The organism is Kitasatospora sp. NPDC088779, assembly GCF_040685395.1.
Lineage (GTDB): Bacteria > Actinomycetota > Actinomycetes > Streptomycetales > Streptomycetaceae > Kitasatospora.
On record NZ_JBFBHW010000035.1, the window covers coordinates 21,532 to 46,181 of the forward strand.

Consider the following 24,650-nt stretch of genomic DNA (forward strand, 5'->3'; position numbering starts at 1 on the left):
GACCCGCCGGCTCAGCCCGCCGGCTCAGCCCGCCGCGGCGAGCTGGCCGCAGGCGCCGTCGATCTCCTGGCCACGGGTGTCGCGGACGGTCGTCGGCACCCCGTGCGACTGGAGCCGGCGGACGAACTCGCGCTCGTCCTCGGGCCGGGAGGCGGTCCACTTGGAGCCCGGCGTCGGGTTCAGCGGGATCAGGTTGACGTGCACCCGGTGGTTCTTGATCAGCCGGCCGAGCAGGTCCGCCCGCCACGCCTGGTCGTTGATGTCCTTGATCAGCGCGTACTCGATGGAGATCCGCCGGCCGGACTTCTCCGCGTAGTTCCACGCGGCGTCCAGCACCTCGGCGACCTTCCAGCGGGTGTTCACCGGCACCAGCTCGTCGCGCAGCTCGTCGTCCGGGGCGTGCAGCGACAGCGCCAGGCGGCAGCTGAGGCCCTCGTCGGCCAGCCGGTTCATCGCCGGGACCAGGCCGACGGTGGAGACCGTGACACCACGCTGGGACAGGCCGAAACCGTCCGGCGCCGGGTCGGTCAGCCGGCGGATCGCGGCCAGCACCCGGTTGTAGTTGGCCAGCGGCTCGCCCATGCCCATGAAGACCACGTTCGACAGCCGCGCCTCGCCGCCGGGGATCTCGCCGGCCTTGAGCGCGCGCATCCCGGCGGCGATCTGCTCGACGATCTCGGCGGTGGACAGGTTGCGGGTCAGCCCGGCCTGGCCGGTCGCGCAGAAGGGGCAGTTCATGCCGCAGCCCGCCTGCGAGCTGATGCACATGGTGACCCGGTCCGGGTAGCGCATCAGCACCGACTCGACGAGCGTGCCGTCGAAGAGCTTCCAGAGCGTCTTGCGGGTGCTGTCGTCGTCGCAGGACACGTGCCGCACGACCGACATCAGCTCCGGCAGCAGGCTCCCGGTGAGCTTCTCCCGGCTGGCGGCGGGGATGTCCGTCCAGCCCGCCGGGTCGTTCGACATCCGGCCGAAGTAGTGGTTGGAGAGCTGCTTGGCGCGGAACGGCTGCTCGCCCAGCTCGGCGACGGCCTCCTTGCGCTCGGCGGGGCTCAGGTCGGCGAGGTGTCGCGGGGGCTTGGCGCCGCGCGGCGCGACAAAGGTGAGTTCTCCGGGCTTAGGCATGGTTCATCCAGTGTCGCAGACGCCGGGAGCGGGCCGGGACGTGCGAGGGCCCCGGACGCGCAGACGTCCGGGGCCCTTCCGCCGCTCGGGCCGGAGGCCGGGTCGAGGACCTGTCCGAGGGCCGGACAGGCCCTAACTGCCGACGAAGGCCGCCAGCAGCAGCCAGACCACCGGGGCGGTCGGCAGGAGCGAGTCCAGCCGGTCCATGATGCCGCCGTGGCCGGGCAGCAGCGTGCCCATGTCCTTGATGCCGAGGTCGCGCTTGATCATCGACTCGCCCAGGTCGCCCAGGGTCGCGGTGACCGCCGCGCAGCCGCCCAGGATCAGGCCCTGCCACCAGCTGCCGCCGTCGATGATCAGCTCCATCAGCACGGCGCCCGCCAGCATCGACAGGCCGATGCCGCCGGCCAGGCCCTCACGGGTCTTGCCGGGGCTGATCGTCGGGGCGAGCTTGGTCTTGCCGAACTTGTAGCCCACCGCGTAGGCGCCCGTGTCGCTGCAGATCGTGACGATCAGGAACAGCACGATCCGCTGCGGGCCGTCGTCGGCCGCCAGCATCAACGCCACGAAGGTGGCCAGGAACGGCACGTAGAAGGCGGTGAACACCCCGGCCGTTATGTCCCGCAGGTAGTCCTCCGGCGGCTCGGCCATCCGCCAGACCATCACCGCCAGCCCGGTCAGCGCGAGCGAGGCCGCGGCCCACTGCACCCCGGCCCAGTAGCCGGTGGCGATCATGGCGATGCCGCCCGCGACCAGCGGCACCAGCGGCGCCTTGATCTGCTTGCGCTCGGCGAGCCGACTGGTCAGCTCCCAGACGCCGACCGACACCGCGGCCATCACGACGAACAGGAACAGCGCCTTCACCACGAACAGCGAGGCGATGATCACCGCACCGAGACCGACCCCCACGCCTATCGCGGCCTGGAGGTTACGGCCACCGCGCTGCTTGCGCGGCTGCGGCTGCGGGGCGGACTGGGCGGCCACGGGTGTCTCCTGCCCTGGATGGGACGACGGCACGAAGTGGGGCTGCCCGGCCGCCGGGTAACTCGACGGCGGCGCGGGAGGCACCGAGGCCCCGGGGCGCGGCGGGGCGCCGCGGCCGGGGGTGGCGTCATCGGTTATCGCGCGCAGCACGACCGTCTCCGTCACGCCCGGCACCGCCGCCTCGGACCGGTCGTCCCGGAACAGCGGGCCGCTCAGCCGACCGGCCTCCCGGGACTGACCGGCGGCGGGGTCACCCGGCCGGCCGGAGCCCGCCGACGGGCCCTGGTCCGGCACGCCGGGGAACGGGCCGGGGCCCGCCGGTACGGGAGGCATGACCTGAGTCTCCTCCGCGTCGCCGCCCCAGTACACCGGAGGCTGCTGCGAGTGATCCGAACGGTGGCCGGGGTCACCCGGCGCGCCGCCCGGGTGACCGGGGTAGCCCTGGGCCTGCGGCGGCGCCGGGTACTCGCCGTACCCCGGCGCCGGGTGCGCCTGCTGCAGAGGAGCCTGCGGCCGGGGCTGCGGCGCCGGGCGGTAGGGCTGGAACTGCTGGTCGGACGGGCCCCAGTAGCCAGGGGCGTCAGGGGCGTCGTTCATCAGACTTCGAGCAGCTCGGCTTCCTTGTGCTTCAGCAGCTCGTCGACGGCGGCCACGTACTTGGCCGTGGTGTCGTCGAGCTCCTTCTCGGCGCGGCGGCCGTCGTCCTCGCCGACCTCGCCGTCCTTGACCAGCTTGTCGATGGCGTCCTTGGCCTTGCGGCGCACCGCGCGGATCGAGACCTTCGCGTCCTCGCCCTTGCCCCGGGCCACCTTGATGAACTCCCGGCGGCGCTCCTCGGTCAGCTCGGGCAGCACCACCCGGATGAGGGAACCGTCGTTGGACGGGTTGACGCCCAGGTCGGAGTCGCGGATCGCCTGCTCGATCGCCTTCAGCGCGGTCTTGTCGAACGGCGAGACGACCGCCATCCGGGGCTCCGGCACCGAGAACGAGGCCAGCTGGTTGATCGGCGTCACGGTGCCGTAGTACTCGGCGACGATCTTGGCGAACATCGCCGGGTGGGCACGGCCGGTGCGGATGGCGGCGAAGTCGTCCTTGGCGACGGCGACGGCCTTCTCCATCTTCTCCTCGGCTTCGAGGAGGGTCTCTTCGATCACTGTGATCTCCCTGTCCGGTTCATCTGCGATTGTCCCGACCGGTGTCGGCGTCGAGGCCGGTCACGGCGACGGCGCCGTCCCGTACGGCTGATTGCTGCTCAGGCCCGGACAGAATCCTGGCTGATGAGTGTGCCGATCTTCTCACTCTTCACCGCGCGCGCGATATTGCCCTCCGCCAGCAGCTCGAAGACCAGCATCGGGAGGTTGTTGTCCTTGCACAGCGTGATCGCGGTGAGGTCGGCGACCTTGAGGTCGCGCGCGATGACCTCGGAGTACTCCAGCGCGTCGAACTTCACCGCGTCCGGGTTGGTCCGGGGGTCCGAGTCGTAGACGCCGTCCACGCCGTTCTTGCCCATCAGCAGGACGTCGGCGTGGATCTCCAGGGCCCGCTGGACGGCGGTGGTGTCGGTCGAGAAGTACGGCATGCCCATACCGGCGCCGAAGATCACCACACGGCCCTTCTCCAGGTGCCGGACGGCCCGCAGCGGCAGGTACGGCTCAGCGACCTGGCCCATGGTGATCGCGGTCTGGACCCGGGTCTCGATGCCTTCCTTGACCAGGAAGTCCTGCAGCGCCAGGCAGTTCATCACGGTGCCGAGCATGCCCATGTAGTCGGAGCGCGCCCGGTCCATGCCGCGGACCTGCAGCTCGGCGCCCCGGAAGAAGTTGCCGCCGCCGATGACCACCGCGACCTCGGTACCGGCACGGACGACGGTGGCGATCTCCCGGGCGATCGCGTGCACGACGTCCGGGTCAACGCCGAGTCCGCCACCACCGGCAAAGGCTTCACCGGACAGCTTGAGCAGCACCCGGCGGCGCGAGCCGGCCTTGGGGTCCTGCGCGGTCTCCTGCGTCTCCTGCATGGACTTCTCCTTTTTGCACCTACTGGCTCACAGGCGCGGGTGTGCGGATGCCCGGCCTGCGCGTACGCGAGAGGAGGCCACTGCCGCGGGAACCGGTTCGGTGTCCTGCACGGCAATGGCCTCCTCGTCGTTCATGGTGCCGACGCGGCCCGCCCGTGGACGGTTGGCACTGGGTGAGCCCGTTCGGCGTTCCGCCCGCCCCGGTCAACGGGCGGGGGCGGTTCCCAGCGTAAGGGCGCCGGGGACCAGGTGGAACGTGGCTCAGGCGCCGACGCGGAAGCGGGCGAAGCGCTTGAGGGCGACGCCGTTCTCCTCGAGGACCTTGGCGACGGTCTTCTTGTTGTCCTTCGCGAAGGCCTGCTCCAGGACGGAGTTCTCCTTGACGAAGCCGGTGACGCGACCCTCGACGATCTTCGGCAGGGCGGCCTCGGGCTTGCCCTCCTCGCGCGCGGTGGCCTCGGCGACGCGACGCTCGTTCTCGAGGTCCTCGGCCGGGATCTCCGCGCGGGACAGGAACTTCGGCGCGAACGCGGCGATGTGCTGCGCGACGTCCTTCGCGACCTCGGCGTTCTCCTTGTCCAGCTCGACCAGGACGCCGACGGCCGGCGGCAGGTCGGGGCTGGTCTTGTGCAGGTAGACCGCGACGAAGCCGTCACCGTCGAACTGGGCGAAGCGACGGAAGACGATCTTCTCGCCCAGGGTCGCGTTGGCCTCGTCGACGAACTGCTGGACGGTCTTGCCGGCCTCGATCTCGGACGCCAGGGCGGCGTCCAGGTCGGCCGGGGCGGTCTTGGCCACGTGAGCGGCGATCGCGTCGGCGACCTTGACGAAGTTGTCACCCTTGGCGACGAAGTCGGTCTCGCAGTTCAGCTCGACCAGAACGCCGGACTTCTTGTCCTCGGCGATCAGCGCGGCGACGGCGCCGTTGGAGGCGTCACGGCCCTCGCGCTTGGCAACGCCCTTCTGGCCCTTGATGCGCAGGAACTCGACGGCCTTCTCGACGTTGCCCTCGGCCTCGTCCAGGGCCTTCTTGCAGTCCATCATGCCGGCGCCGGTGAGCTCACGGAGCTTCTTGACGTCCGCGGCGGTGAAGTTCGCCATGGTGTGAATCTCTTCTCGCGTCTCGCGTGTCTGCGTGGGGAGACGCCGGGACCGATGGTTCGGTCCCGGCGCGGGAGAGAGGGGCACCTACCGGTGTCGTACCGGCGGGTGCCCCTCACCCTTGGTACGTCAGGCCTGCTCGGCCGGCGCCTCGGTGGCCGCAGCCTCGGTGGCCGCTGCCTCGGTGGCGGGGGCCTCGACGGCCGAAGCCTCGGCGGCGGGGGCCTCAGCGGCCGGAGCCTCGGCGGCGGGGGCCTCAGCGGCGGCGGGGGCCTCCTCGGCCTTCTTCTCGCCCTCGATGAGGTCCTTCTCCCAGTCGGCCAGCGGCTGGTCGGCGCCCGGCTCGGCCTTGACGTCGCCCTTGGCGACACCGGCGCGGGCCTTCAGACCCTCGGCCACGGCGTCGGCGATCACGCGGGTCAGCAGGGTGACGGAGCGGATCGCGTCGTCGTTGCCCGGGATCTTGTAGTCGACCTCGTCGGGGTCACAGTTGGTGTCGAGGATGGCGACGACCGGGATGTTGAGCTTCCGGGCCTCGCCGACCGCGATGTGCTCCTTCTTGGTGTCCACGATCCACACGGCGCTGGGAACGCGCTGCATGTCACGGATACCGCCGAGGGTCTTCTCCAGCTTGTCGTGCTCGCGCTGGAGGACCAGGAGCTCCTTCTTGGTGAGGCCGGAACCGGCCACGTCCGAGAAGTCCAGCTCGCCGAGCTCCTTCAGGCGCTGCAGGCGCTTGTAGACGGTCGAGAAGTTGGTCAGCATGCCGCCGAGCCAGCGCTGGTTCACGTAGGGCATGCCCACGCGGGTGGCCTGCTCGGCGATGGCCTCCTGGGCCTGCTTCTTCGTGCCGACGAAGAGGACGCTGCCGCCGTGGGCAACGGTCTCCTTGATGAACTCGAAGGCGCGGTCGATGTAGTTCAGCGACTGCAGGAGGTCGATGATGTAGATGCCGTTGCGCTCCGTGATGATGAAGCGCTTCATCTTCGGGTTCCAACGGCGGGTCTGGTGACCGAAGTGGACGCCGCTCTCCAGCAGCTCCCGCATCGTGACGACGGCCATAGCCGTGCTCCTCAGGTGTTACGGCCCGGCGGTCGCGCAACGGACGGCGGGTTCGCGCGGTGGCGCTCCCCGCTCGCGCGGTGCGTCCGGCCGGGTCAGGCTCGGTTTGTCCGTGGCAGCCAGGTGACAGCCACGCCTGACGCCCCGAACGTGCCGAGCCGCTTGAACCCACACGGTCCGGGGACCAGGCGGGCTCGGCGGACCGAGCGGCACTCGCACCTGGCGGGGGCAGCGGCCGGGCCGCGTCCGTCCACCGGTGGCGGGGCGTGCGAAGTCGACCCGGCGGACCGGGTCGCGTGTGAAGTGTACGGGAAGCGCTGCGGGGCGGGCGACTCCGCGACCGGCGGGGGCCCTGGGCGGGCGGATCAGCGCTGGCGGGAGCTGGGCGGAGGCGGGTCGGCCGGGCCCTGGGAGCGCCGCTGCTGCGGTGCTTGTACACCGGATGGCGGCATCCGTACACCCGCTGGAGGGACGGGATCCGGCCACGAGGGCGGTTTGTCCACAGGAGTCCGGAAGTGGGTGGCACCGGGGCGGCGGCGCAGCAAGCCTCGGGGCATGACTGCTCGCGCTGGGTACCCGGTTCTGTCCGCCGTCGGTCCGGCCCGCTTGGGGCCGGACCGGTTGGGGCCGCGCTCGTTTGGTGTGCTGCGGGGGGTGGTCGCCGTGCTGGTGACACTGGTGCTGCTGGTCTCGGGCGGCGCGGCGCGGGGCGCCGCTCTCAGTGGGGGTGTCGGCCCAGGTCCGGGCGGGGGTGCCGGAGGTGCTGGCGGGGGCGGCGAGACCGGCCGGACCGGTTCGGGCGGTGCGCGGGCCTGGCCGGTGGGCGGGCCCGGCGGGGTGCTCGGGCGATTCGAACCACCGGCCGCGCCGTGGGCCGCCGGACACCGGGGAGTGGACCTCGCCGCCGCACCCGGGGCGGAGGTACGGGCGGCTGCCGCCGGGGTGGTCACCTTCTCCGGGCTGGTGGCGGGGCGCCCGGTGGTGACCGTCACCCACCCCGGCTCGGGGTCACCCCCCTTGCGGACCACCTACCTGCCCGTCGCCGGCACCGCCCCGGTCGGCACCGAGGTACCCGCCGGACAGGTGATCGGGCGGCTCGCCCCCGACGGGCGGCACTGCCCAGCGCGGCACTGCCTGCACTGGGGGCTGCTGCGCGGCGGACGCTACCTCGACCCGCTGGCCCTGTTCGGCGCGGGAGCGGCGCGGCTGCTGCCGCTGGGCGGCGCTGGGCGCACCTGATGAATCAGCTGAACCGGATGAACCAGACGAACCGGGCCGAATGGCGGTTCAGGCCCGGTCGAGGCCGTGCAGGGCCATGGCCACCGCGGCGTCCGCGATCAGCTCGGGGCGCTCGGCCGCACACCCGGCGCGGCCCCCCGCCGCCACTTGCTCGGCCCGGCGCACGGCCGCCTCCACGACCCCTTGGAGCAGCGCCGCAGCGAGCCGGGGCTGCGCGTGACCGAGATCCTCCAGGGCCTGGACGACCAGGCCGACCAGCTTGCCGTGCGCCGCCCGGATGCGCTCGCGCGCGGCCTCGTCGAGTTCGAGCGCGGAGATCGCCACCACCGCCCGGTGGCGCGGGTCCGCGGCCAACGCCAGCTGGCCGCGGACATACGCCTCGATCCGGTCGGCCGCGCTGTCACAGCTCTCCATCCCGGCCTCGATCTCGGCCGCCCAGAGCGGGAAGTCCACCTCGCAGAGCGCCTCGACCACGGCGGCCCGGGAGCGGAAGTACTCGTAGACCGAGGAGCGCGCCAGGGAGGTGCGCGCAGCGAGCGCGGGGAAGGTCAGCGCCTCCATGCCGCCCTCCGTGAGCAGGGTGCGGGCAGCGTCAAGGAGGGCTGCGCGCTGCAGCTGGCGATGCTCGGCCACCGTGGCCGCTCGGATCTTCGGCACGCTCCCACTGTACGGAGCCCTACCTTCGGCCGGTACGGCGCCGCGCATCTGGCCGGGGAGCGAGGGCGCGCAGGCGCGCGGCGAGGCGTGCGAGTGGGCGCGCAACCCGGGGTCCGGCCCGGAGTAACGGCCCAGGGTTCCGGCCAGGCAGGTGCGGACCGGGCACGCGGCCGGGCGGGTGCGGACCGGCGGCGTGGTCGGGGTCGCGACCCGGAGGTCGGCCGGGCCGGGACGGGCCCCGGCCCTCGCTACCGGATGTCCGACAGCTTGGCGCGCAGTTGGAGGACGGACTTGGTGTGGATCTGGCTCACCCTGCTCTCCGTCACCCCCAGCACCTGGCCGATCTCGGCGAGGGTGAGGCCCTCGTAGTAGTAGAGCGTCACCACGGTCTTCTCCCGCTCGGGGAGGGTGTTGACCGCATGGGCCAGCAGCCTGCGCAGCTCGCGGTCCTCGGCCACCTCGACCGGGTTGTCGGCACCGTGGTCCACCAGGGTGTCCATCAGGCTCAGCCGGTCGCCGCCCTCCCCCACCGGGTGCAGCAGTTCGTCCAAGGCCACCACGTTGGCCAGGGACAGCTGGCTGAAGATCGCGTGCAGATCCTCGATCGCGATGCCCATCTCGGCCGCGACCTCGGGCTCGTGCGGCGTACGGCGCAGCCGGGCCTCCAGCGTCGCGTACGTCCGCTCGACGGCCTTCGCCTTCTGCCGCACCGAGCGCGGGATCCAGTCCAGGGCACGCAGTTCGTCGATGATCGCGCCGCGGATCCGGCTGATCGCGTAGGTCTCGAACTTGATCGCGCGGTCGACGTCGAACTTCTCGATCGCGTCGATCAGCCCGAAGACCCCCGAGGAGACGAAGTCGGCCTGCTCGACGTTGGAGGGCAGGCCGACCCCGACCCGCCCCGCCACGTACTTGACGAGCGGTGAGTAGTGCAGGATCAGCTGCTCGCGCAGCCGCTGGTCGCCGGTCTCCTTGTAGGAGCGCCAGAGCTCTTCGAGCGCGGTGCGCCCCTGGGCTCCGGGGCCCTGACCGCTCGGCCCCTGCTCCGGGCCTGGCGGGGGGGTGCCGTCCGGTGGCAGGGCACCGGCAGCGATCGGGCGGGCTGCGCCGTCGCCGGTGGCGGCGGCGACCGCGTCGGCGGGCTGGCCCGGCACCGCCGTCGGCCGGCCGCCCTGGCGCGACAGGCCCCCCATCGTCCCCGTCGCCTTGGGCGGGAACTCAGTCACGGGGCGCCGCTCGGTCCGCGGCCCTCCCGAGGACCGGGCGCCACCGGTCACTCTGTGTCCGGGAATGTGTGTGGGCATGCGTTGGTCTGCGCCGTTCTGCCGAGTCATGTGCTGATAGGGAAGGCATGTGGAGCGTAGCGTGACCGACTCGCTGCAATGCGCTACCGCCACTCGGTCGTCCCCCGATCCGGTGGCGTTCGCGCCACCGGATCCGGGCACGCGAACGGACGAACCGGAGCAGCAGGTCAGCCAGGCGATTCCGACACTCCCTCTCCACGGCACGGATGTGCGCTTCATTCCGACCGTCACCTCCTCCGCACCAGGCGCCAGTGCGCGCCGTGCCGCTCGACGTAACCGAGCGAGCCCAACTCGTAGAGCCGCTGCAGTACTTCGTCCGGGGGGAGTCCGGACTGTCGGGCCAACCGCTCGATCGGCGCGCCCTCCGCCGTCGCCGGGACGGCCTCCAGCACCTGGGCCACCGCCGGCTCCAGCAGATCCCTGGGCAGGACCGGGCCGCTGCGCTGCGGCGCCAGGTCGTCCCCGATCGCCCCGATCAGTTCGGCGATCTCGGCGGAGTCGGTGACCAGCGTGGCGCCGCCGCTGCGGATCAGGGCGTGCACCCCGGCCGAGAGTTCCGAGGTCACCGGGCCGGCGACGCCCATGGTGTGGCGGTTGAGGTCCCGCGCCCGTCTGGCCGTGCTCAGCGCGCCGCTGCGCATCGCCGCCTCGACCACCACCGTGCCCCGGGTGAGCGCCGCGATGACCCGGTTGCGGAGCACGAAGCGGAAGCGGTTCGGGTGCTCCCCGGGCGGGAGTTCGCTGACCAGCAGCCCCTGGGCGCCGATCCGCCGGATCAGTTCGGCGTTCCCCTTCGGGTAAGCCACGTCGACCCCGCAGGCGAGCACCGCGATGGTCATCCCGCCGACGGAGAGCGCCCCTCGGTGGGCGGCCGCGTCGATCCCGTAGGCGGCTCCGGACACCACGACCCAACCTCGCTCGGCCAGTTGGGCCGATAGTTCCCCAGCGACGTGGGCGCCGTAGGCCGTGCAGGCCCGGGAGCCGACCATCGCCACCGAGCGGAGCGCGAGCAGCCGCAGCGAACCCGTGCCGGTCGTCCAGAGCCCGATCGGGCGCCCGTCGCCCAGATCGTCCAGTTGGCTGGGCCATTCCGTGTCCCCCGGAATGATGAAGCGTCCACCGACGGCTCGTACCCGTTCCAGGTCCTCGGCCGGGTCCAGACCGGGGAGCCTCGCCTGGTAGCCGGCCAGCCGGGGGCCGTCCAGCCCAGGGTGCGCGGGCACCGTCCCGTCGCGGATCGCCCGGACGACGTCGGCTGCGGAGAGCTGACCGAGCCACCGGCCGACCACCGCGTCCCCGGGCTCGCTCAGCCGGCTGAGTACGGCGCGGGCGAGGCGCTCCGGTTCGGGACCGGACTCGGGCTCTGCCCGACCGGGAGGCTGAAGGTGCGTCATCATCGGGTTCATGCCTCACCGCCCTCGTTCGCCGGATGCTGGTCGCGTTTCCCGGACCGCTTGGCGGAGCCGGACCGGATGGATCGGCCAGGGGCATCGGGGCGGTCCGACGGACCAGGACTCTCCGGGCCAGGACTCTCCGGGCCAGGGCAGTCGGGACGATCGGGCTTCTCGAACCGGCCCGACCGGCTCTGCCCTTCGGGCGGCTCGTCGACCGGCCCGCTGCGCTGGGCCGGGATGCCACCGAGTCGGCCGTAGACCCGCTCGCCCAGCGGCAGCCCCTGCTCGACGCCGGTACGCAGGACCAGTGCGGTGCGGACGTCCCGCTGGTCCGGCCGATCGCGACCGGCGAGGTCGGCGACCGTCCAGGCGACCCGGAGCACCCGGTCCAGGCCGCGGGCGGTCAGCACCCCTCGCTCCAACTGGCGGGCGACATCGTTCAGTGCGCCGGGGGCGAGCTGCCAGCGGGTCCGCAGTTCGTGGCCCGGGACTTCCGCGTTGGTCCGCCACGGGGTGGCCGCCAGCCGGGCCGCCGCCCGTTCCCGCGCGGCCAGCACCCGGGCCGCGACGGTCTCGGTGTTCTCCGCCGTGGCGTCCCGTTCCATGAGTTCGATCCTCGTCACCGGGGCGACCTGGACCTGGAGGTCGACCCGGTCCAGCAGCGGCCCTGAGAGCCGCCCCTGGTAGCGGCTGACCATCGTAGGAGTGCACTCGCAGCCCTCACCCCGCCGTGAATGCCGACCGCACGGGCAGGGGTTGGCGGCCAGACAGAGGAGGAACCTGGCCGGGAGCCGGAGTGAGCCGGCCGAGCGGGCGATCACCACCTCGCCCGACTCCAGCGGCTGGCGCAGTGAGTCGAGCACCCGGACCGGAAACTCCGGCGCCTCGTCCAGGAACAGCACGCCCCGGTGGGCCAGCGAGACCGCCCCCGGTCTCGGCAGGCCGCTGCCGCCGCCGACGATCGCCGGCATCGTCGTGGAGTGGTGCGGGGCGCAGTACGGCGCCGTGTCGATGAGCGGGCGCCCTGCCGGGAGCAGCCCGGCCACCGAGTGCACGGCGGTGACCTCCAGAGCCTCCTTCTGGGTCAGTGGCGGGAGCAGCGAGGGCAGCCGCTCCGCCAGCATCGTCTTGCCCGCGCCCGGTGGGCCCTTGAGGTACAGGTGGTGACCTCCGGCGGCGGCGATCTCCAGGGCGCGCCGGGCCTCGTACTGTCCGGCCACGTCGGCCAGGTCGAGGCGCGCCGACTTGTCGTCGGACAGTCCCCGGACGCCGGCGCTGGGCAGCATCAGGCCGGCCATCAGCGGATCCGGCCGGCCGCCGATCGGGTCGGGCGGCTCCTCCGGCGCGGGCGCGCCGGTCAGGACGGCGATCAGCTGCCGCAGGCTGCGGACGCCGATCACGGTCACGCCCGGGACGAGCGAGGCCTCGGGCGCGGTCTGCTCCGCGACCACGACCCGCTGGTATCCCGCGTCGGCTGCGGCCAGCACAGACGGCAGCACCCCGCGGACCGGCCGCACCCGGCCGTCCAGCCCCAGTTCGCCGATGATCAGCAGCTCGGCGATGGAGGAAGGGTCGAGCCGCTCGGCCGCGGCCAGGACGGCACAGGCCACCGCGAGGTCGAAGCCACTGCCGCTCTTGGGCACCGAGGCCGGACTGAGCCCGACGGTCAGTTTGCGCTGCGGCCAGGCCTCACCGCTGTTGACCACGGCCGCGCGCACCCGGTCGCGGGCCTCGGACAGCGCCTTGTCGGGCAGGCCGACCAGGGTGAACGCGGCCACCCCGGGCTCCAGGTCGGCCTGGACCTCGACGATCACTCCGTCGACGCCGACCAGCGCGACGGAACAGGTACGGGCGAAGGCCATCTCAGACCACCCCCCGCAGGTGGTCGACCAGGGCCGCACCCCGGGCCCGGTTGACCACGGCCACCAGGTCGATCCGCACGCCCCCGGGCGGAGCGGGCGGCCAGTGCGGGTCCGTGGGCCCGGGGTCGTACCCGGGACCGGCCAGCCGCGCGAAGTGGCCCGGCCAGCGTTCGGCCATCCAGCGCTCCGCCAGGCGTTGCAACCGGGCGGCCTTGGCCTGGCCGATGGCCTCGCTGGGTTGTTGGAAGCCCCGCTCGGAGCGGGTCTTCACCTCGCAGACCGCCACGGTGTCGCCGTCGAGGGCGACGATGTCCAACTCACCCTCGACACAGCGCCAGTTGCGGTCCAGGATGCGGAGCCCGGCCTCCGTGAGACGGCGGGCGGCGACCCGCTCGCCGTAGCGGCCGAGCCCGTTGTTGGTACTGCGGCCGCCGGCACTGCGGCCCGGGCCCGGTCCGGTTCCGTCCCTCGTGTCGTCTTTCGTGCCGTCCCGCACGGCTGCGGCCGCTGCGGCCTGGTCCAGTACGGCCGCACCCGGTACGGCCTGGTCCTGCGTGATCGTGTTCTGCACGGTGACCACCTCCGCCGTGGAGGTTGCACCGTCGCGCACGGCGGGGCCGGGGATTTCCGGTTCCCTGTGGATAACTCGAGCCTGTGGATAACTTTTGTCACCCGCAGGAGTGAGACGCCCCGATCGCGCGAAATTCCGCTGGACAACGCCGGTCCGAGCAGTCCAACGTCAGTTCCCGAAGCCGGACTCGTCCGAGGGCAGCTCCAGATCGCTCTTCGCGAGTTCCTCGATGTTCACGTCCTTGAAGGTCAGCACCCGGACCTTACGGACGAACCGGGCCGGCCGGTACATGTCCCAGACCCACGCATCCGCCATCGACACCTCGAAGAAGACCTCGCCCTGCACCGAGTGCACCTGCAGCTCGTAGTCATTGGTGAGGTAGAACCGTCGCTCGGTCTCGATCACGTACTTGAACAGGCCGACGACGTCCCGGTACTCCCGGTAGAGCTTGAGCTCCATCTCGGTCTCGTACTTCTCGAGATCTTCGGCACTCATCCAGGCGTCCCCTCAACTTGTCACGTCCACCCATTGTGGACCACCGCACCCACGCTCAGAGCCGTACCGGGGCGACCGGCGGGCCCTCGGCCAGCAGTCGCTCCAGGAAGTCCGCCAATCCGGCCGGGTAGACCGTCTCGGCGGTCCCCCTCAGCTCCTCGACCGTCCACCAGCGCGCCGCGAGCAGTTGGGCGTGTTCCTCCTCGCCCATCCCCGAGTGGTCGAGCCCCGTCTCCGTGGTCCGGGCCAGATGGAACCACTGATCCTGCTCGTAACGCCGTCCCTGAAAGGAGAACGACACCGTGCCGTACGCCACCAAGGGCCCCAGGTCCACACCCCGCAGGCCGGTCTCCTCCGCGAGTTCCCGCGCGGCGGCCTCCCGCACGTCCTCCCCGGGCTCCAAGCCGCCGCCGGGCGTGAACCACCACGCCTCCCCCGGCGTCGCCGGGTCGGAGCCCAGGAAGAGAAGGATGCGGTCCTGCCCGTCCAGCAGCAGGATCCGCGCCGCCCTGCGCCGTTGTGCCGTCATGGCAGCGCTCCACGCTCCTTCCGTTCGCATCGGTGGCGCTACCGATCCTGCCACCCGGCGCCGCCGTCCGGGGCGATGTTCGGCAGAGCGGCCCGGGCTGCGACGACCGCGATCAGGAGCTGCGCCCCCGGCTGAGCCGGCGGGCCAGGCCCGCCACCCCGCCCACCGCCGAAGTCACGAGGATCAGCGCCGCGCCCGCAACGGTCGCGAAGGCGGCCGGTTGCAGCGGCCCGGGCGCACCGGCCTTCGGTCCGGGAAGCCCGTCGAAGGCCGCGGTCCGGCCGAGGTCGCCCACCCGGCCGAACGGCATCATGGTGGCCTCGACCCTGGCCTCCACCGCGCCGGCCGGGACGGTCCCGCCGTCGACCTCCAGGTGGGTGCGGGAGTCGAGCGAGCCCAACCGGTTGTCGCCGAGCAGGAACAGCCGCCCCGGCGGCACCGTGACGCTGAACGAGGAGCCCTGCGGGCCCTGCGCCGCGAGGTACGGCTCCTCCACCGTCTGTCCGTCGACCGTCAGCCGGTGGTCGTTGCCGGTGGCCGCGACGGTGTCCCCGCCGACCGCGACCACGCGCTTGACCATGAGCTCGCCACCCCAGTCCTGGTCCCGGAAGACCACGACGTCCCCCCGGCCGACGGCCCCGCCGTCGATCTTCCGGGCGAGCACGGTGTCCCCGATCCGAAGCGTGGGGGACATCGAGGCGGTCGGGATGCTGTACGGCCGGTAGTCGATCGCGATCAAGGCGAAGCCGCCGATCATCAGCACCAGCCCGAGCGCGATCGCGACGCCCTGCAGCACCGCCGCGGGCCGGCGGCCCGGACGGGCGGGCGAAGCCGGGTGGTCGGCCGTCTGATCAACGACACCGCTCATCGAATCCGTCCACCTCTGGCCGACCGGAGAACACCACTGGCACGCCGGGGGCACCGGCGGAAAAGCCGACGGGCCGTGGCACGTCCGAGCAGATTACTCGTCGGTACCACGGCCCGCGCAAGGGCTGGGGAGAACCCGGTGGAGCTCAGGAGTCCTTCCGGCCGTCCCTCCGCTCCCGCACCCGACGCACCAGCGGAAGCAGCGCGACCGCGCCCACCGCGCCGGCCACGGGAGGCGCCAGAGGCGCGGCCACCGCCAGACCCTTCTGGTCGAAGGTGTTCGGCACCGAGAGCGTCGACCAGTGGCCGACCGGCCAGGCCACGACGAAGGCCCGCCCGATCACGTTGCCCACCGGAACGGTGCCGCCACCCGGCTGGTCCATGTGGAAGCGGGAGTCCAGCGAGTCGGCGCGGTGGTCGCCCATCACCCAGATCCGGCCGTTGGGCACCTTCACCGGGTCGAACGGGTGGTCACCGCAGGGGGTGTTGCCCTGGTAGACGTACGGCTCGTTGAGCGCGACACCGTTGACCTTCACCGGCCCGGTGCCCTGGCACTCGACGGTGTCCCCGCCGACCGCGATGACCCGCTTGATCAGGTCCTTCTCGTTGGCCGACGGCATCAGACCGACGAAGCTGAGCACGTCCTGGACGCCCCGGACGAAGGAGTTGCTGCTCTGCGGGGTCGGCTCGTCGTTCAGCCAGCCGCCCGGGTCGTGGAACACCACGACCTCACCGCGCTCGGGCTCCGCTCCGAACCAGGGGGTCAGCTTGTCCACCAGGACACGGTCACCGACCTGCAACGTGTTCTGCATCGACTCCGACGGAATGGAGAAGGCCTGGACGAAGAAGGTCTTGATCACCAGCGCCAGGACCAGCGCGATGCCGACCAGGATCGGCAGTTCCTTCCAGAAGGAACGCTGCTTGCGCTGCTTGCCGGGGGCCTGCGACTCCGACTGGTCCGCCGACTCGGCGTCGGGCCGGTGGGACTCCGAAGAGCCCCCGGTGGGGCCCTCCGTCCCGTCGCCATGCTCGTCGGCGGTCTGGGCCGCCGCGTCCTCGACCGAGGCCGAGGACGCACCGGACTCGGCGGACCGGGCCGCTCGACCGCCAGAGCCCTCGGGCTCGCCGGCACCTGAGCGGGCGCCGATCACCACATCCCCCACAACGTCTCCTCCCTGCTGTGCGGACGCCCGCGCGCCCGCGCTCACAGTGCCGCACAGCGGGCACCACGCTCACCACGACCATGGACGCTTCGGGACTGCCCATCGCGGGCTCCCCTGACACCAGCACAGCCTCGACGCACGACCGGGACCTCCCGGCCGCACCTGCACTTCTCTATCACTCCAAGGCATCCGGCTCGCGGTCCCACGCGCGCGGCCCGGCCGCGAGACGCCCGGCCCGGCTCACTCGGGCGGCCGCCCTGGCCGGCGAACGACGGCCGGAAGGATGCCCAACACACCCATAACGAGCGGAGGTTCCATCGGAACCGGCCCAACGCCCACGGATTCCGGCGCAGTTCCGCGCGCCTGCGGAGCCCGGGCCAACGAGGAGAGTGAACTCGGCACGCCAAGTTGATGGAGGCGGTCCAGCGGCCAGGCGTTCATGAAGGCCCGGCCGACCACACCGCTCAGCGGGATGGTCCCCTGCCCCGGGTTCCCCATGTGGAAGCGGGAGTCGGCGGACACGTCCCGGTGGTCGCCCATGACCCAGAGCCGGCCCTGCGGCACCCGCACCTTGAAGGGCTGCCGGGACGGCGGGTTGGCGGGCGCGAGGTACGGCTCGTCCACCGGCGTGCCGTTGACGCTCAACCGGCCCTGCGTATCGCAGCACTCCACGGTGTCCCCGCCGACGCCGATGACCCGTTTGATCAAGTCCTGCTCGCTGTCCGACGGCAGCAGCCCGACGTAGGTGAGGACCTGCTTGGCCGCCCCCAGCACCGGACCGTCGCCGGACGGTTTGTGGTCGCCCTCCAACCAACCGCCCGGATCCTTGAACACCACCACGTCGCCGCGCTGCGGCTCGCTGCCGAACCAGGGGGTCAGCTTGTCCACCAGCACCCGGTCCCCGACCTGGATGGTCTGCTCCATCGAGCCGGAGGGAATCACGAACACCTGGAGCAGGAAGGTCTTCATCACCAGCGCGACCAGCAACGCCACCACGATGATCAGCGGGAACTCCCTCAGCAGCGACCGCTTGCGCCGCCGGGCCGCGCGTCGGGCGCTGCGGCGGCGATCGGCCCGGCCCCGGACCGGCAACACCACGGCTGGGCCCGCACCCCCGGGGGAGGCGTCTCCTGGTCCGGCACCGTCAGATCCGCCACTCGCGGGGTCGGCCTCCACACGCCCGGCCTCCACACGCCCGGTATCCACACGTCCGGCCTCCGCAGGTCCGGCACCTGCGGATCCGGCGCCGACCGGTCCGCCGGCGCCAGGCTCCGGGGCCGGGCGGTCCGCCACCCGGCCCCTGCCCCTGCTATCTCTGCTCCCCATGACCGCCCGTCCCCGCAGTCGCGGCGAAGGCTGCGGGCCGGTCCAGGCCGGTCAAGCGCGAGAACGGGTAGACCACCCAGTCCGCCCGGCCGATCACCCTGCTCTCGGGCACGAAGCCGCCGCCGGGCTCGCCGAGGTGGTCGCGGGAGTCACGGGAGGCGCTGCGGTGGTCCCCCATCACCCAGAGCTTGCCGGTCGGCACCACCACGTCGAAGGCCACGCTCGACGGCTGGTCCCCCGGGGCCAGGTAGGAGGACTCGTCGATCGGCACCCCGTTGACGGTGATCGGCCCGCCCGGGCCGGTGCTGGTCACCCGGTCCCCGCCGACGCCGATCACCCGTTTGACGTAGACCGTGTTCCCGGCCGGGGCCAGCCCGAGGTCCCGGCCGAGCGAGCTGAGCCCGTCCCAGAAGCCGGTCGGCCCGCCCGACCCCGGCAGGAAGGAGCCCGTCCCGTCGAAGACCACGACGTCGCCCCGCTGGGGGTGGCCGCCGAAGGCATAAGCGAGCTGGTTCGCGATCAACCGGTCGCCCGGTCGCAGGGTCTCCTCCATCGAACCGGACGGCACCGAGAACGGGCGCGCGACGAAGGCGTTCACCAGCAGCAGGGCCAGCAGGCAGATCCCCACGAGCAGCAACAGGTCCCGCGAGCGCGAGTGGCCCGGATCCTCATCCCCCGGCGCGCGCTCACCTTCCGGCACGCCCCCACCTTCCGGTGCACGCTCGCCCTCCGGCGCGTTCTCACCCTCTGGTGCGTCCTCGTCCTCGGAAGCGGCCTCGCCCTCCGGCGCACCCCCGGCGTCCGCCCGCGGGTCCCCACCGGGGCCGGATCCCTCCCCACCGGGCCCCGGGACGGCCCCCGAAACGACCGCGGACCGCGACAGCGAGTCCGCACCGGTGGGTACGGGACTGCCGTCGCGGTCCGCGGGTGGTTCGTGCGTGCTCATCGGGGGCTGAGCTTACCGTGCGGCGGCCCGGCCCCTCAGAGCGATCCGATCCCCCGGCGAGGCCGGGGGACGGTGGATCAGCGGTCGCGCTTCTCCTTGATCTTCGCGGCCTTGCCGCGGAGGTCACGCAGGTAGTACAGCTTGGCGCGGCGAACCGCACCGCGGGTCACGACCTCGATCTTCTCGACGACCGGGGTGTGCACCGGGAAGGTGCGCTCCACGCCGACGTTGAAGCTGACCTTGCGAACGGTGAAGGTCTCACCGACGCCGGCGCCGTGGCGGCGGATGACGACGCCCTGGAAGACCTGGACGCGGGAGCGGTTGCCCTCGATGACCCGGACGTGGACCTTCAGGGTGTCACCGGCGCGGAAGGCCGGAATGTCGCTACGCAGCGAGGCCGCGTCGACAGCAGCGAGCTTGTTGCTCATGTTGCTCTCCATCGCAGGCGCCACGGGCCGCCCACGGAAGTTCGTCACAATGGGGTTTGCTGCGGGCCGCATCGGCTGACGACGATCCCCCCGTGGCGAGGGCGCCGGTCCACGTGGCCCCTACGAAGGGGGCCCAGCAACAGACAGCAGCGGCCTATTCTTCCACACCGACGGCCACGGACCGAAATCGGCCGAGCTCCTCGTCCCAGGCCAGGCCGAGGATGCTGAGCGCCTCCCGGTCCTTCTTGTCGAAGGCTCCGTAGCGCCAGCGCTCGACCAGGTCGGTGCGGTTCGCCAGGGTCCGGGCGAAGGCCTGTTCCCGCCGCCAGCGGGCGATCCGGCCGTGGTTTCCGCTGAGCAGCACGTCCGGCACGGTCCGGCCGCGCCATTCGGCGGGCTTGGTGTAGACCGGGCCCTCCAGCAGGTCGGCCATCGCACCGGGCGCGAAGGAGTCGTCCCGGTGGGACTCGGCGTTGCCGAGCACCCCGGGCAGCAGCCGGGCGATCGCCTCGACCATCACCAGCACGGCGACCTCGCCACCGGCCAGCACATAGTCGCCGATCGAGGCCTCGACCACCGGCATCCGGGTGGCCGCCTCCTCGATGACCCGCCGGTCGATGCCCTCGTACCGGGCGGGGGTGAACGCCAGCCAGGGGCGGCTCGCCAGTTCCTGGGCGAGTTCCTGCGTGAACGGCCGCCCGCTGGGGGTGGGCACGACGAGCGTCGGCAGCTGACCCTCGGGCCCGCCGGCGACCACCGCGTCCAGCGCCTCGCCCCACGGCTCGGGCTTCATCACCATGCCGGGGCCGCCGCCGTACGGGCTGTCGTCCACGGTCCGGTGCACGTCGTGGGTCCACTCGCGCAGGTCGTGGACGTGCACGTCCAGCTGGCCGCGGGAGCGGGCCTTGCCGACCAGCGAGATGTTCAACGGTTCCAGGTACTCGGGGAAGATCGAGACGACGTCGATCCGCATCCCGTCCTGGACCTGCGCGACGCCCTCCTCCACCGTCACTCCGACCCCTCCGCGCCCTTGGCGCCGGCCGCACCCTCGGCGCCCTCGACACCCTCAGCGTCCTCGACACCCTCAGCATCCTCGGCGTCCTCGCCCTCGGCGGAGGCACCACGGGCGACCTCGGCCTGCTCGGGTTCGATCAGGCCGACCGGCGGGGTGATCACGGCACGCTGGTTCTCCAGGTCGATGGTCGGCACGATCTGGCGGACGAAGGGCACCAGCACCTCCGTCCCGTCGGCCTTCTCCACCGTAAGCAGGTCCTGGTACGGCAGGTGGACGACCTCGGTCAGCTCGCCGACGAGGGTGCCGTCGAGCAGCACCACGTCCAGGCCGATCAGCTGGTGGTCGTAGTACTCCTCCGGGTCCTCGGGGCTCTCCTCCGGGTCGACCTCGGAGATGAGCAGCGTGCCCCGCAGCGCCTCCGCCGCGTTGCGGTCCTTGACGCCGGCGAAGCGCAGCAGCAGCCGGCCGCTGTGCACCTTGCCGGACTCGATGGTCAGCGGGCCCACCGACGCGGGGTCGGTGAACAGGACGGCACCGGGGCCGAGCCGGAGCTCCGGCTCGTCGGTGCGGACCTCGACGCTGACGTCCCCCCTGATGCCGTGGGCGCGGCCGATCTTGCCGACGACGAGCTGCACGGTGATCGTTCTCCTGGAGTTCCTGAAGCGGGACGGAATGCGGGAAGCGCGAGAAACGCGAAAGGCCGACCGGGACGACATGCGTCCCGGCCGGCCTCACAAGCCCTGACGGCTGAACGAGCAGCTGCGTCAGCGAATGTTGTCCACGTCGACCAGGTCGACCCGGACGTTGCGACCGCCGAGGGCGCCGACCACGGTGCGCAGTGCGCGCGCCGTGCGGCCACCCCGGCCGATCACCTTGCCGAGGTCATCGGGGTGCACTCGCACCTCGATGGTGTTGCCCCGACGCAGGTTGCGCGAGCGCACCTGCACCTCGTCGGGGTGCTCGACGATGCCCTTCACCAAGTGGTCGAGGGCGTCCTCGATCACGCTCAGGCCTCGGCGGCGGCGTCGGCCTCAGCCTCGACCTTGTCCGACTTCTTGGCCTTCGGGGTGATGGCAACACCGGTGGTGGCGTCCTCGAAGCCGGCGACGGCCTTCGCGAACAGGTGCGAGAAGTCCTCGACCTTGGGCTCGGCGACCAGCAGCGGCGCCGGGGCCGGGAGGCCCTTGAACTTCTGCCAGTCGCCGGTCAGCTTGAGGATGGCGAGCACCGGCTCGGTCGGCTGGGCGCCGACGGACAGCCAGTACTGGGCCCGGTCGGTGTCGACCTCGATCTTCGAGGGGTTGTAGGTCGGCTGGTAGATGCCGATCTCCTCGATCGCGCGGCCGTCACGCTTGGTGCGCGAGTCGGCGACGACGATGCGGTAGTGCGGGGAGCGAATCTTGCCGAGACGCTTGAGCTTGATCTTGACTGCCACGGGAGTGGATTCTCCTGGTGTTGACGTGGGTGAGCGGCCGCGCCGTCGCGTGGGGTTGCGCCGTGGGCCGTTCAAGGGACACGCCAGCCGTAGGAGAGAGGGGTCCTGCTCGGCTGCCGAGTACTCAGCTGTCCATTCTGCCATACCGGCGCGAACCGCCTTCGCTCGGCCATCCGCAGGAGGCATCCCGGCTGCATCCCAGCCGTACCCCGGCCGCGCACCCAGCCGTGCCCCAGCGGCGCGCCCGGCCGTCCGCGGGCCGCGCACGACCCTCCGGAGGCCGCCCCCCGACCGCCTCCGCAGGCCCGTCCACAAGGCGCGACCGGGAGCCCTCGCTCCCGGTCCGCCCACGAACTCACCGATGTACCGCTCGCTCCGGCCGGATCCGCTGCCCGCACAGCCGTCCGCCGGCCTTCCCCGTCTTCTGGTGTTCCGGTCTAACGATCTCCCGGTCCGGTGGACCGATCGGTCACGAGATCTTGAACGGCTGCTGGCACGCGCCGCAGACGATGGACGCCTGGGCGAGCACCGACGGCACGACCCGGACGTTCCGTCCGCAGCCGCACACCGCCTTGACCCGGACGCCGCCCCCGGAGGAGCCGTGCCGGGCGGCCGGGCCGCGGAAGGCCCGCGTCGTACCGTCGCCGGCCACCGCCTCCTGGTGCGCGCCGAGGGCGCGGTCCAGTCGCTCGATGGTCTCCGCGTAGCGCTCCTGGGTCTCCTTGAGCATGGTCACCTGGGAGAAGCCGCTGCTCGCGTGCGGTTCGACCGGGTGCGCCAGTCCGAGCTCGGAGGCGAGCAGCAGGAAGCGCCGGTTGTGGTAGCGGCCGGCTCGCGAGGTGTCCCGGATGTCCCGGGCCGCGGCCAGACCGTGGGCAGCCTCGTGGAGGAGCCGCTCGAAACCGAGCCGGGTGCCACAGGCCGAGGAGGATTCGCCGATCAGGGCCTCGGGCGAGGCCAGGTCGGGGAGGTCCTGGTGGTGGGCCTGGATGTCACTCCAGGCGGCGGCCAGTTCGGCCGCGAGGACGAGGGGCTGTGTCGTGCTCACGCTAGACCAACGATGGAGTGCGAGCCGATGTTCCGCATGTTCTCGTTCTTCGGGAATTCCCAGGAAACTCCCAGGAATGCATGGTCGCGCGCGAATTGCGCGTTCCGGATCTGACGCAAGACCAACCCCCTGCCGGTTTCGGCTCGCCGCAGCTCGGCGGGCCTCGTGAATTCCGTCCGGGGGCGGGCTGTCGCCCCCTGGACGTACGGCCCGTGGACCCGTCGAGTTGACAGGGCCACGGGCCGTACACCGTACCGCTATTGCGTTAATACCGGCAGTTGACCGGCCAGTAGGGATGTCCGCGGTCGGGGCGCCCCTCGGACAGTTACCGGATTCTTACTCATCCGCATTCCGGGCAAATGTCGCCGGCAACGGTCATTACCTGCTGGTAACAGGCATCAGTACGCGCGGGCGACGATCGCGATATTGCCGTCCTGGTCGTCCGCCAGCGGCACCGAGCCGTCGGCCGCGACAATGCAGCGCACCGAAACGCCCTGCTCGGCCAGCTTGGCCTCGCCCTCCGGGCCGAGGTCGGCCCAGGAGATCCGGCCCCAACCGGTCGCGGCGGCCTCGGCGGCCTCCTCGATGGTCTTGACGTCGACGGTACGGGCCTCGCGGCGCTCGCGGGACTGGCGCAGCAGCAGCGCCTGGTCCTCCTCCAGGATGCCCGGGACCAGCGCGGCCAGGGAGTCGATGGAGACGGGCTCCTTGCCGCCGGGGATCCGGCGGGCCAGCATCGCGGTGCCGTTCTCGAGGTCGCGCGGGCCGACCTCGATGCGCAGCGGCACGCCCTTGAGCTCCCAGTCCACCGCGCGGCGGCCGAACGGGGTGTCGGTGCGGTCGTCGACGACCACCCGGACACCGGCGGCCTCCAGCGTGGCGCCGATCTCGCGCACCTTGGCGATGACCGCGTCGTCGCCCTTGATGGCGAGCACGACGGCCTGGACGGCGGCCAGTCGCGGGGGCACCCGCAGGCCGTTGTCGTCGCCGTGGGACATGATCAGGCCGCCGACCATGCGGGTCGAGACGCCCCACGAGGTCTGCCAGACGTGCTCGCGCTCGCCGCCCTGGAGCTGGTAGGTCGTGTTGAACGCCTTGGCGAAGTTCTGGCCCAGCTCGTGGCTGGTGCCCATCTGCAGCGCCTTGCCGTCGCCCATCATGCCCTCCAGGGTGAGGGTGTTGATGGCGCCGGCGAACCGCTCCTTGGCCGTCTTGCGACCGAGCACGACGTCGATGCCGAGCACGTTCGTCATGAAGTCGCCGTAGACCTGGGTGTGGATCATCGACGCGTACGCGCGGGCGTCCTCGTAGGTGGCGTGGGCGGTGTGGCCCTCCTGCCAGAGGAACTCGGTGGTGCGCAGGAAGACGCGCGGGCGCAGCTCCCAACGGACCACGTTGGCCCACTGGTTGATCAGCAGGGGCAGGTCGCGGTGGCTCTGCACCCACTTCGAGAAGTACTCGTTGATGATCGTCTCGGAGGTGGGCCGGACGACGACCGGCTCGTCGAGCTGCTTGCCGCCGCCGTGGGTGACCACCGCGAGCTCGGGGGCGAAGCCCTCGACGTGCTCGGCCTCCCTGGTCAGGTAGGACTGCGGGATGAACATCGGGAAGTAGGCGTTCTGCGCGCCGGCCTTCTTGATCCGCGCGTCCATCTCCTGCTGCATCCGCTCCCACAGGCCGTAGCCGTACGGTCGGATGACCATGGTGCCGCGCACCGGACCGTTGTCGGCCAGCTCGGCCTTGTTGATGAGGTCCTGGTACCAGCGCGGGAAGTCTTCCGCCTGAGGGGTGAGAACGGGTGCCTTAGCCATGGCCCGAATGGTACGGGGCGCGGCCCCCTGACTTCGAATCGATAACACGCCCGCGGCCGCCGGACGGACGACCGCCGCACCCGCCGGACGGGCGACCGCGCACCCGCCGGCGGCAGGAGGCGGCACCCGCCGACCGCAGGGGGCGCACGACCGCGACACGCGCGCACCACCCTGCACCCCTCTGGACGCCGGGCCCGACCCGCTGTTCGCTGGAGTGGGGCGGGACTTTGGGGGAGCCGTAGCAGCACACCGAAGGACCGGATGGGAGGCC

The 24,650-nt window shown here is 72.0% G+C and carries 25 protein-coding genes; 1 reads left to right on the top strand and 24 read right to left on the bottom strand.

Features of this window, described 5'->3' with window-relative positions; translation table 11 throughout:
- Positions 1-24 precede the first annotated feature (24 nt).
- From rlmN to rpsB, 6 genes are all read right to left on the bottom strand, one after another.
- Positions 25-1,125 (bottom strand): 23S rRNA (adenine(2503)-C(2))-methyltransferase RlmN, encoded by a 1,101-nt coding sequence (gene rlmN, locus AB0P03_RS27825; protein ID WP_363585749.1) that lies wholly within the window; start codon positions 1,123-1,125, stop codon positions 25-27.
- Positions 1,126-1,257: 132 nt separating this feature from the next.
- Entirely contained in the window at positions 1,258-2,442 is a 1,185-nt protein-coding gene (locus AB0P03_RS27830; protein WP_363631494.1) for a phosphatidate cytidylyltransferase, read from the bottom strand.
- A 263-nt stretch (positions 2,443-2,705) separates the two neighbouring features.
- Complete coding sequence (gene frr, locus AB0P03_RS27835) at positions 2,706-3,263, bottom strand: ribosome recycling factor (RefSeq protein WP_063347665.1); 558 nt, start codon at positions 3,261-3,263, stop codon at positions 2,706-2,708.
- Positions 3,264-3,361: 98 nt separating this feature from the next.
- Complete coding sequence (pyrH, locus tag AB0P03_RS27840; protein ID WP_030056790.1) at positions 3,362-4,126, bottom strand: UMP kinase; 765 nt, start codon at positions 4,124-4,126, stop codon at positions 3,362-3,364.
- A gap of 261 nt (positions 4,127-4,387) precedes the next feature.
- Entirely contained in the window at positions 4,388-5,227 is an 840-nt protein-coding gene (tsf, locus tag AB0P03_RS27845) for a translation elongation factor Ts (protein WP_363585748.1), read from the bottom strand.
- A gap of 129 nt (positions 5,228-5,356) precedes the next feature.
- Positions 5,357-6,289: a 30S ribosomal protein S2 gene (gene rpsB, locus AB0P03_RS27850; RefSeq protein ID WP_363631468.1), complete on the bottom strand. Its 933-nt coding sequence runs from the start codon at positions 6,287-6,289 to the stop codon at positions 5,357-5,359.
- 663 nt (positions 6,290-6,952) lie between these two features.
- On the opposite strand from rpsB, the gene AB0P03_RS27855 reads away from it, so the two are divergent.
- Complete coding sequence (locus tag AB0P03_RS27855; protein ID WP_363631470.1) at positions 6,953-7,528, top strand: M23 family metallopeptidase; 576 nt, start codon at positions 6,953-6,955, stop codon at positions 7,526-7,528.
- 48 nt (positions 7,529-7,576) lie between these two features.
- Here the strand turns inward: AB0P03_RS27855 and AB0P03_RS27860 are convergent, their stop codons facing one another.
- The 18 genes from AB0P03_RS27860 to proS all read right to left on the bottom strand — a co-directional run bounded on the left by AB0P03_RS27860 (position 7,577) and on the right by proS (position 24,379).
- Entirely contained in the window at positions 7,577-8,161 is a 585-nt protein-coding gene (locus AB0P03_RS27860) for a helix-turn-helix domain-containing protein (RefSeq protein WP_363631495.1), read from the bottom strand.
- A gap of 272 nt (positions 8,162-8,433) precedes the next feature.
- Positions 8,434-9,411: an RNA polymerase sigma factor WhiG gene (whiG, locus tag AB0P03_RS27865; RefSeq protein WP_363631472.1), complete on the bottom strand. Its 978-nt coding sequence runs from the start codon at positions 9,409-9,411 to the stop codon at positions 8,434-8,436.
- A gap of 305 nt (positions 9,412-9,716) precedes the next feature.
- The gene (dprA, locus tag AB0P03_RS27870; RefSeq protein WP_363631474.1) at positions 9,717-10,883 is read right to left on the bottom strand and encodes a DNA-processing protein DprA; all 1,167 of its coding nucleotides are present in this window, start codon (positions 10,881-10,883) and stop codon (positions 9,717-9,719) included.
- Positions 10,884-10,891: 8 nt separating this feature from the next.
- Positions 10,892-12,745, bottom strand: a complete 1,854-nt coding sequence (locus AB0P03_RS27875; protein WP_363631475.1) for a YifB family Mg chelatase-like AAA ATPase — start codon at positions 12,743-12,745, stop codon at positions 10,892-10,894.
- A gap of 1 nt (position 12,746) precedes the next feature.
- Entirely contained in the window at positions 12,747-13,316 is a 570-nt protein-coding gene (locus tag AB0P03_RS27880) for a YraN family protein (protein WP_363631477.1), read from the bottom strand.
- Between the two features lie 168 nt (positions 13,317-13,484).
- On the bottom strand, positions 13,485-13,811 hold the full coding sequence (locus AB0P03_RS27885) for a DUF2469 domain-containing protein (protein ID WP_030056781.1): 327 nt from the start codon (positions 13,809-13,811) through the stop codon (positions 13,485-13,487).
- A gap of 55 nt (positions 13,812-13,866) precedes the next feature.
- Entirely contained in the window at positions 13,867-14,340 is a 474-nt protein-coding gene (locus AB0P03_RS27890; protein WP_363585743.1) for an NUDIX domain-containing protein, read from the bottom strand.
- Positions 14,341-14,452: 112 nt separating this feature from the next.
- Positions 14,453-15,208 (bottom strand): signal peptidase I, encoded by a 756-nt coding sequence (gene lepB, locus AB0P03_RS27895; protein ID WP_363585742.1) that lies wholly within the window; start codon positions 15,206-15,208, stop codon positions 14,453-14,455.
- A 145-nt stretch (positions 15,209-15,353) separates the two neighbouring features.
- Entirely contained in the window at positions 15,354-16,370 is a 1,017-nt protein-coding gene (gene lepB / locus AB0P03_RS27900) for a signal peptidase I (RefSeq protein ID WP_363631478.1), read from the bottom strand.
- A 240-nt stretch (positions 16,371-16,610) separates the two neighbouring features.
- On the bottom strand, positions 16,611-17,468 hold the full coding sequence (gene lepB, locus AB0P03_RS27905; RefSeq protein WP_363585740.1) for a signal peptidase I: 858 nt from the start codon (positions 17,466-17,468) through the stop codon (positions 16,611-16,613).
- 211 nt (positions 17,469-17,679) lie between these two features.
- Positions 17,680-18,396: a signal peptidase I gene (gene lepB / locus AB0P03_RS27910; protein WP_363631480.1), complete on the bottom strand. Its 717-nt coding sequence runs from the start codon at positions 18,394-18,396 to the stop codon at positions 17,680-17,682.
- Between the two features lie 323 nt (positions 18,397-18,719).
- On the bottom strand, positions 18,720-19,070 hold the full coding sequence (gene rplS / locus AB0P03_RS27915; RefSeq protein ID WP_063347674.1) for a 50S ribosomal protein L19: 351 nt from the start codon (positions 19,068-19,070) through the stop codon (positions 18,720-18,722).
- A gap of 154 nt (positions 19,071-19,224) precedes the next feature.
- A complete protein-coding gene (gene trmD / locus AB0P03_RS27920) occupies positions 19,225-20,043 on the bottom strand; it encodes a tRNA (guanosine(37)-N1)-methyltransferase TrmD (RefSeq protein WP_063351119.1) in 819 nt (272 codons plus the stop codon).
- 35 nt (positions 20,044-20,078) lie between these two features.
- Positions 20,079-20,720 carry a ribosome maturation factor RimM gene (gene rimM / locus AB0P03_RS27925; protein ID WP_363631482.1) on the bottom strand — a complete coding sequence of 214 codons (642 nt, stop codon included), beginning with the start codon at positions 20,718-20,720 and terminating at the stop codon, positions 20,079-20,081.
- 129 nt (positions 20,721-20,849) lie between these two features.
- Positions 20,850-21,089, bottom strand: a complete 240-nt coding sequence (locus tag AB0P03_RS27930; protein WP_030056773.1) for an RNA-binding protein — start codon at positions 21,087-21,089, stop codon at positions 20,850-20,852.
- A gap of 2 nt (positions 21,090-21,091) precedes the next feature.
- Complete coding sequence (gene rpsP, locus AB0P03_RS27935; protein ID WP_063347676.1) at positions 21,092-21,520, bottom strand: 30S ribosomal protein S16; 429 nt, start codon at positions 21,518-21,520, stop codon at positions 21,092-21,094.
- A 469-nt stretch (positions 21,521-21,989) separates the two neighbouring features.
- Entirely contained in the window at positions 21,990-22,568 is a 579-nt protein-coding gene (locus AB0P03_RS27940; RefSeq protein WP_063347677.1) for a hypothetical protein, read from the bottom strand.
- Between the two features lie 398 nt (positions 22,569-22,966).
- Complete coding sequence (gene proS / locus AB0P03_RS27945; protein ID WP_363585737.1) at positions 22,967-24,379, bottom strand: proline--tRNA ligase; 1,413 nt, start codon at positions 24,377-24,379, stop codon at positions 22,967-22,969.
- Positions 24,380-24,650: the final 271 nt, after the last annotated feature.

Coding starts and splice junctions, on each gene's coding strand:
- rlmN (WP_363585749.1), bottom strand. CDS start 1,125: ATGCCTAAGCCCGGAGAACTCACCTTTGTCGCGCCGCGCGGCGCCAAG.
- AB0P03_RS27830 (WP_363631494.1), bottom strand. CDS start 2,442: ATGCCTCCCGTACCGGCGGGCCCCGGCCCGTTCCCCGGCGTGCCGGAC.
- pyrH (WP_030056790.1), bottom strand. CDS start 4,126: ATGCAGGAGACGCAGGAGACCGCGCAGGACCCCAAGGCCGGCTCGCGC.
- tsf (WP_363585748.1), bottom strand. CDS start 5,227: ATGGCGAACTTCACCGCCGCGGACGTCAAGAAGCTCCGTGAGCTCACC.
- rpsB (WP_363631468.1), bottom strand. CDS start 6,289: ATGGCCGTCGTCACGATGCGGGAGCTGCTGGAGAGCGGCGTCCACTTC.
- dprA (WP_363631474.1), bottom strand. CDS start 10,883: ATGACGCACCTTCAGCCTCCCGGTCGGGCAGAGCCCGAGTCCGGTCCC.
- AB0P03_RS27875 (WP_363631475.1), bottom strand. CDS start 12,745: ATGGCCTTCGCCCGTACCTGTTCCGTCGCGCTGGTCGGCGTCGACGGA.
- AB0P03_RS27885 (WP_030056781.1), bottom strand. CDS start 13,811: ATGAGTGCCGAAGATCTCGAGAAGTACGAGACCGAGATGGAGCTCAAG.
- AB0P03_RS27890 (WP_363585743.1), bottom strand. CDS start 14,340: ATGACGGCACAACGGCGCAGGGCGGCGCGGATCCTGCTGCTGGACGGG.
- lepB (WP_363585742.1), bottom strand. CDS start 15,208: ATGAGCGGTGTCGTTGATCAGACGGCCGACCACCCGGCTTCGCCCGCC.
- rplS (WP_063347674.1), bottom strand. CDS start 19,070: ATGAGCAACAAGCTCGCTGCTGTCGACGCGGCCTCGCTGCGTAGCGAC.
- trmD (WP_063351119.1), bottom strand. CDS start 20,043: ATGCGGATCGACGTCGTCTCGATCTTCCCCGAGTACCTGGAACCGTTG.
- proS (WP_363585737.1), bottom strand. CDS start 24,379: ATGGCTAAGGCACCCGTTCTCACCCCTCAGGCGGAAGACTTCCCGCGC.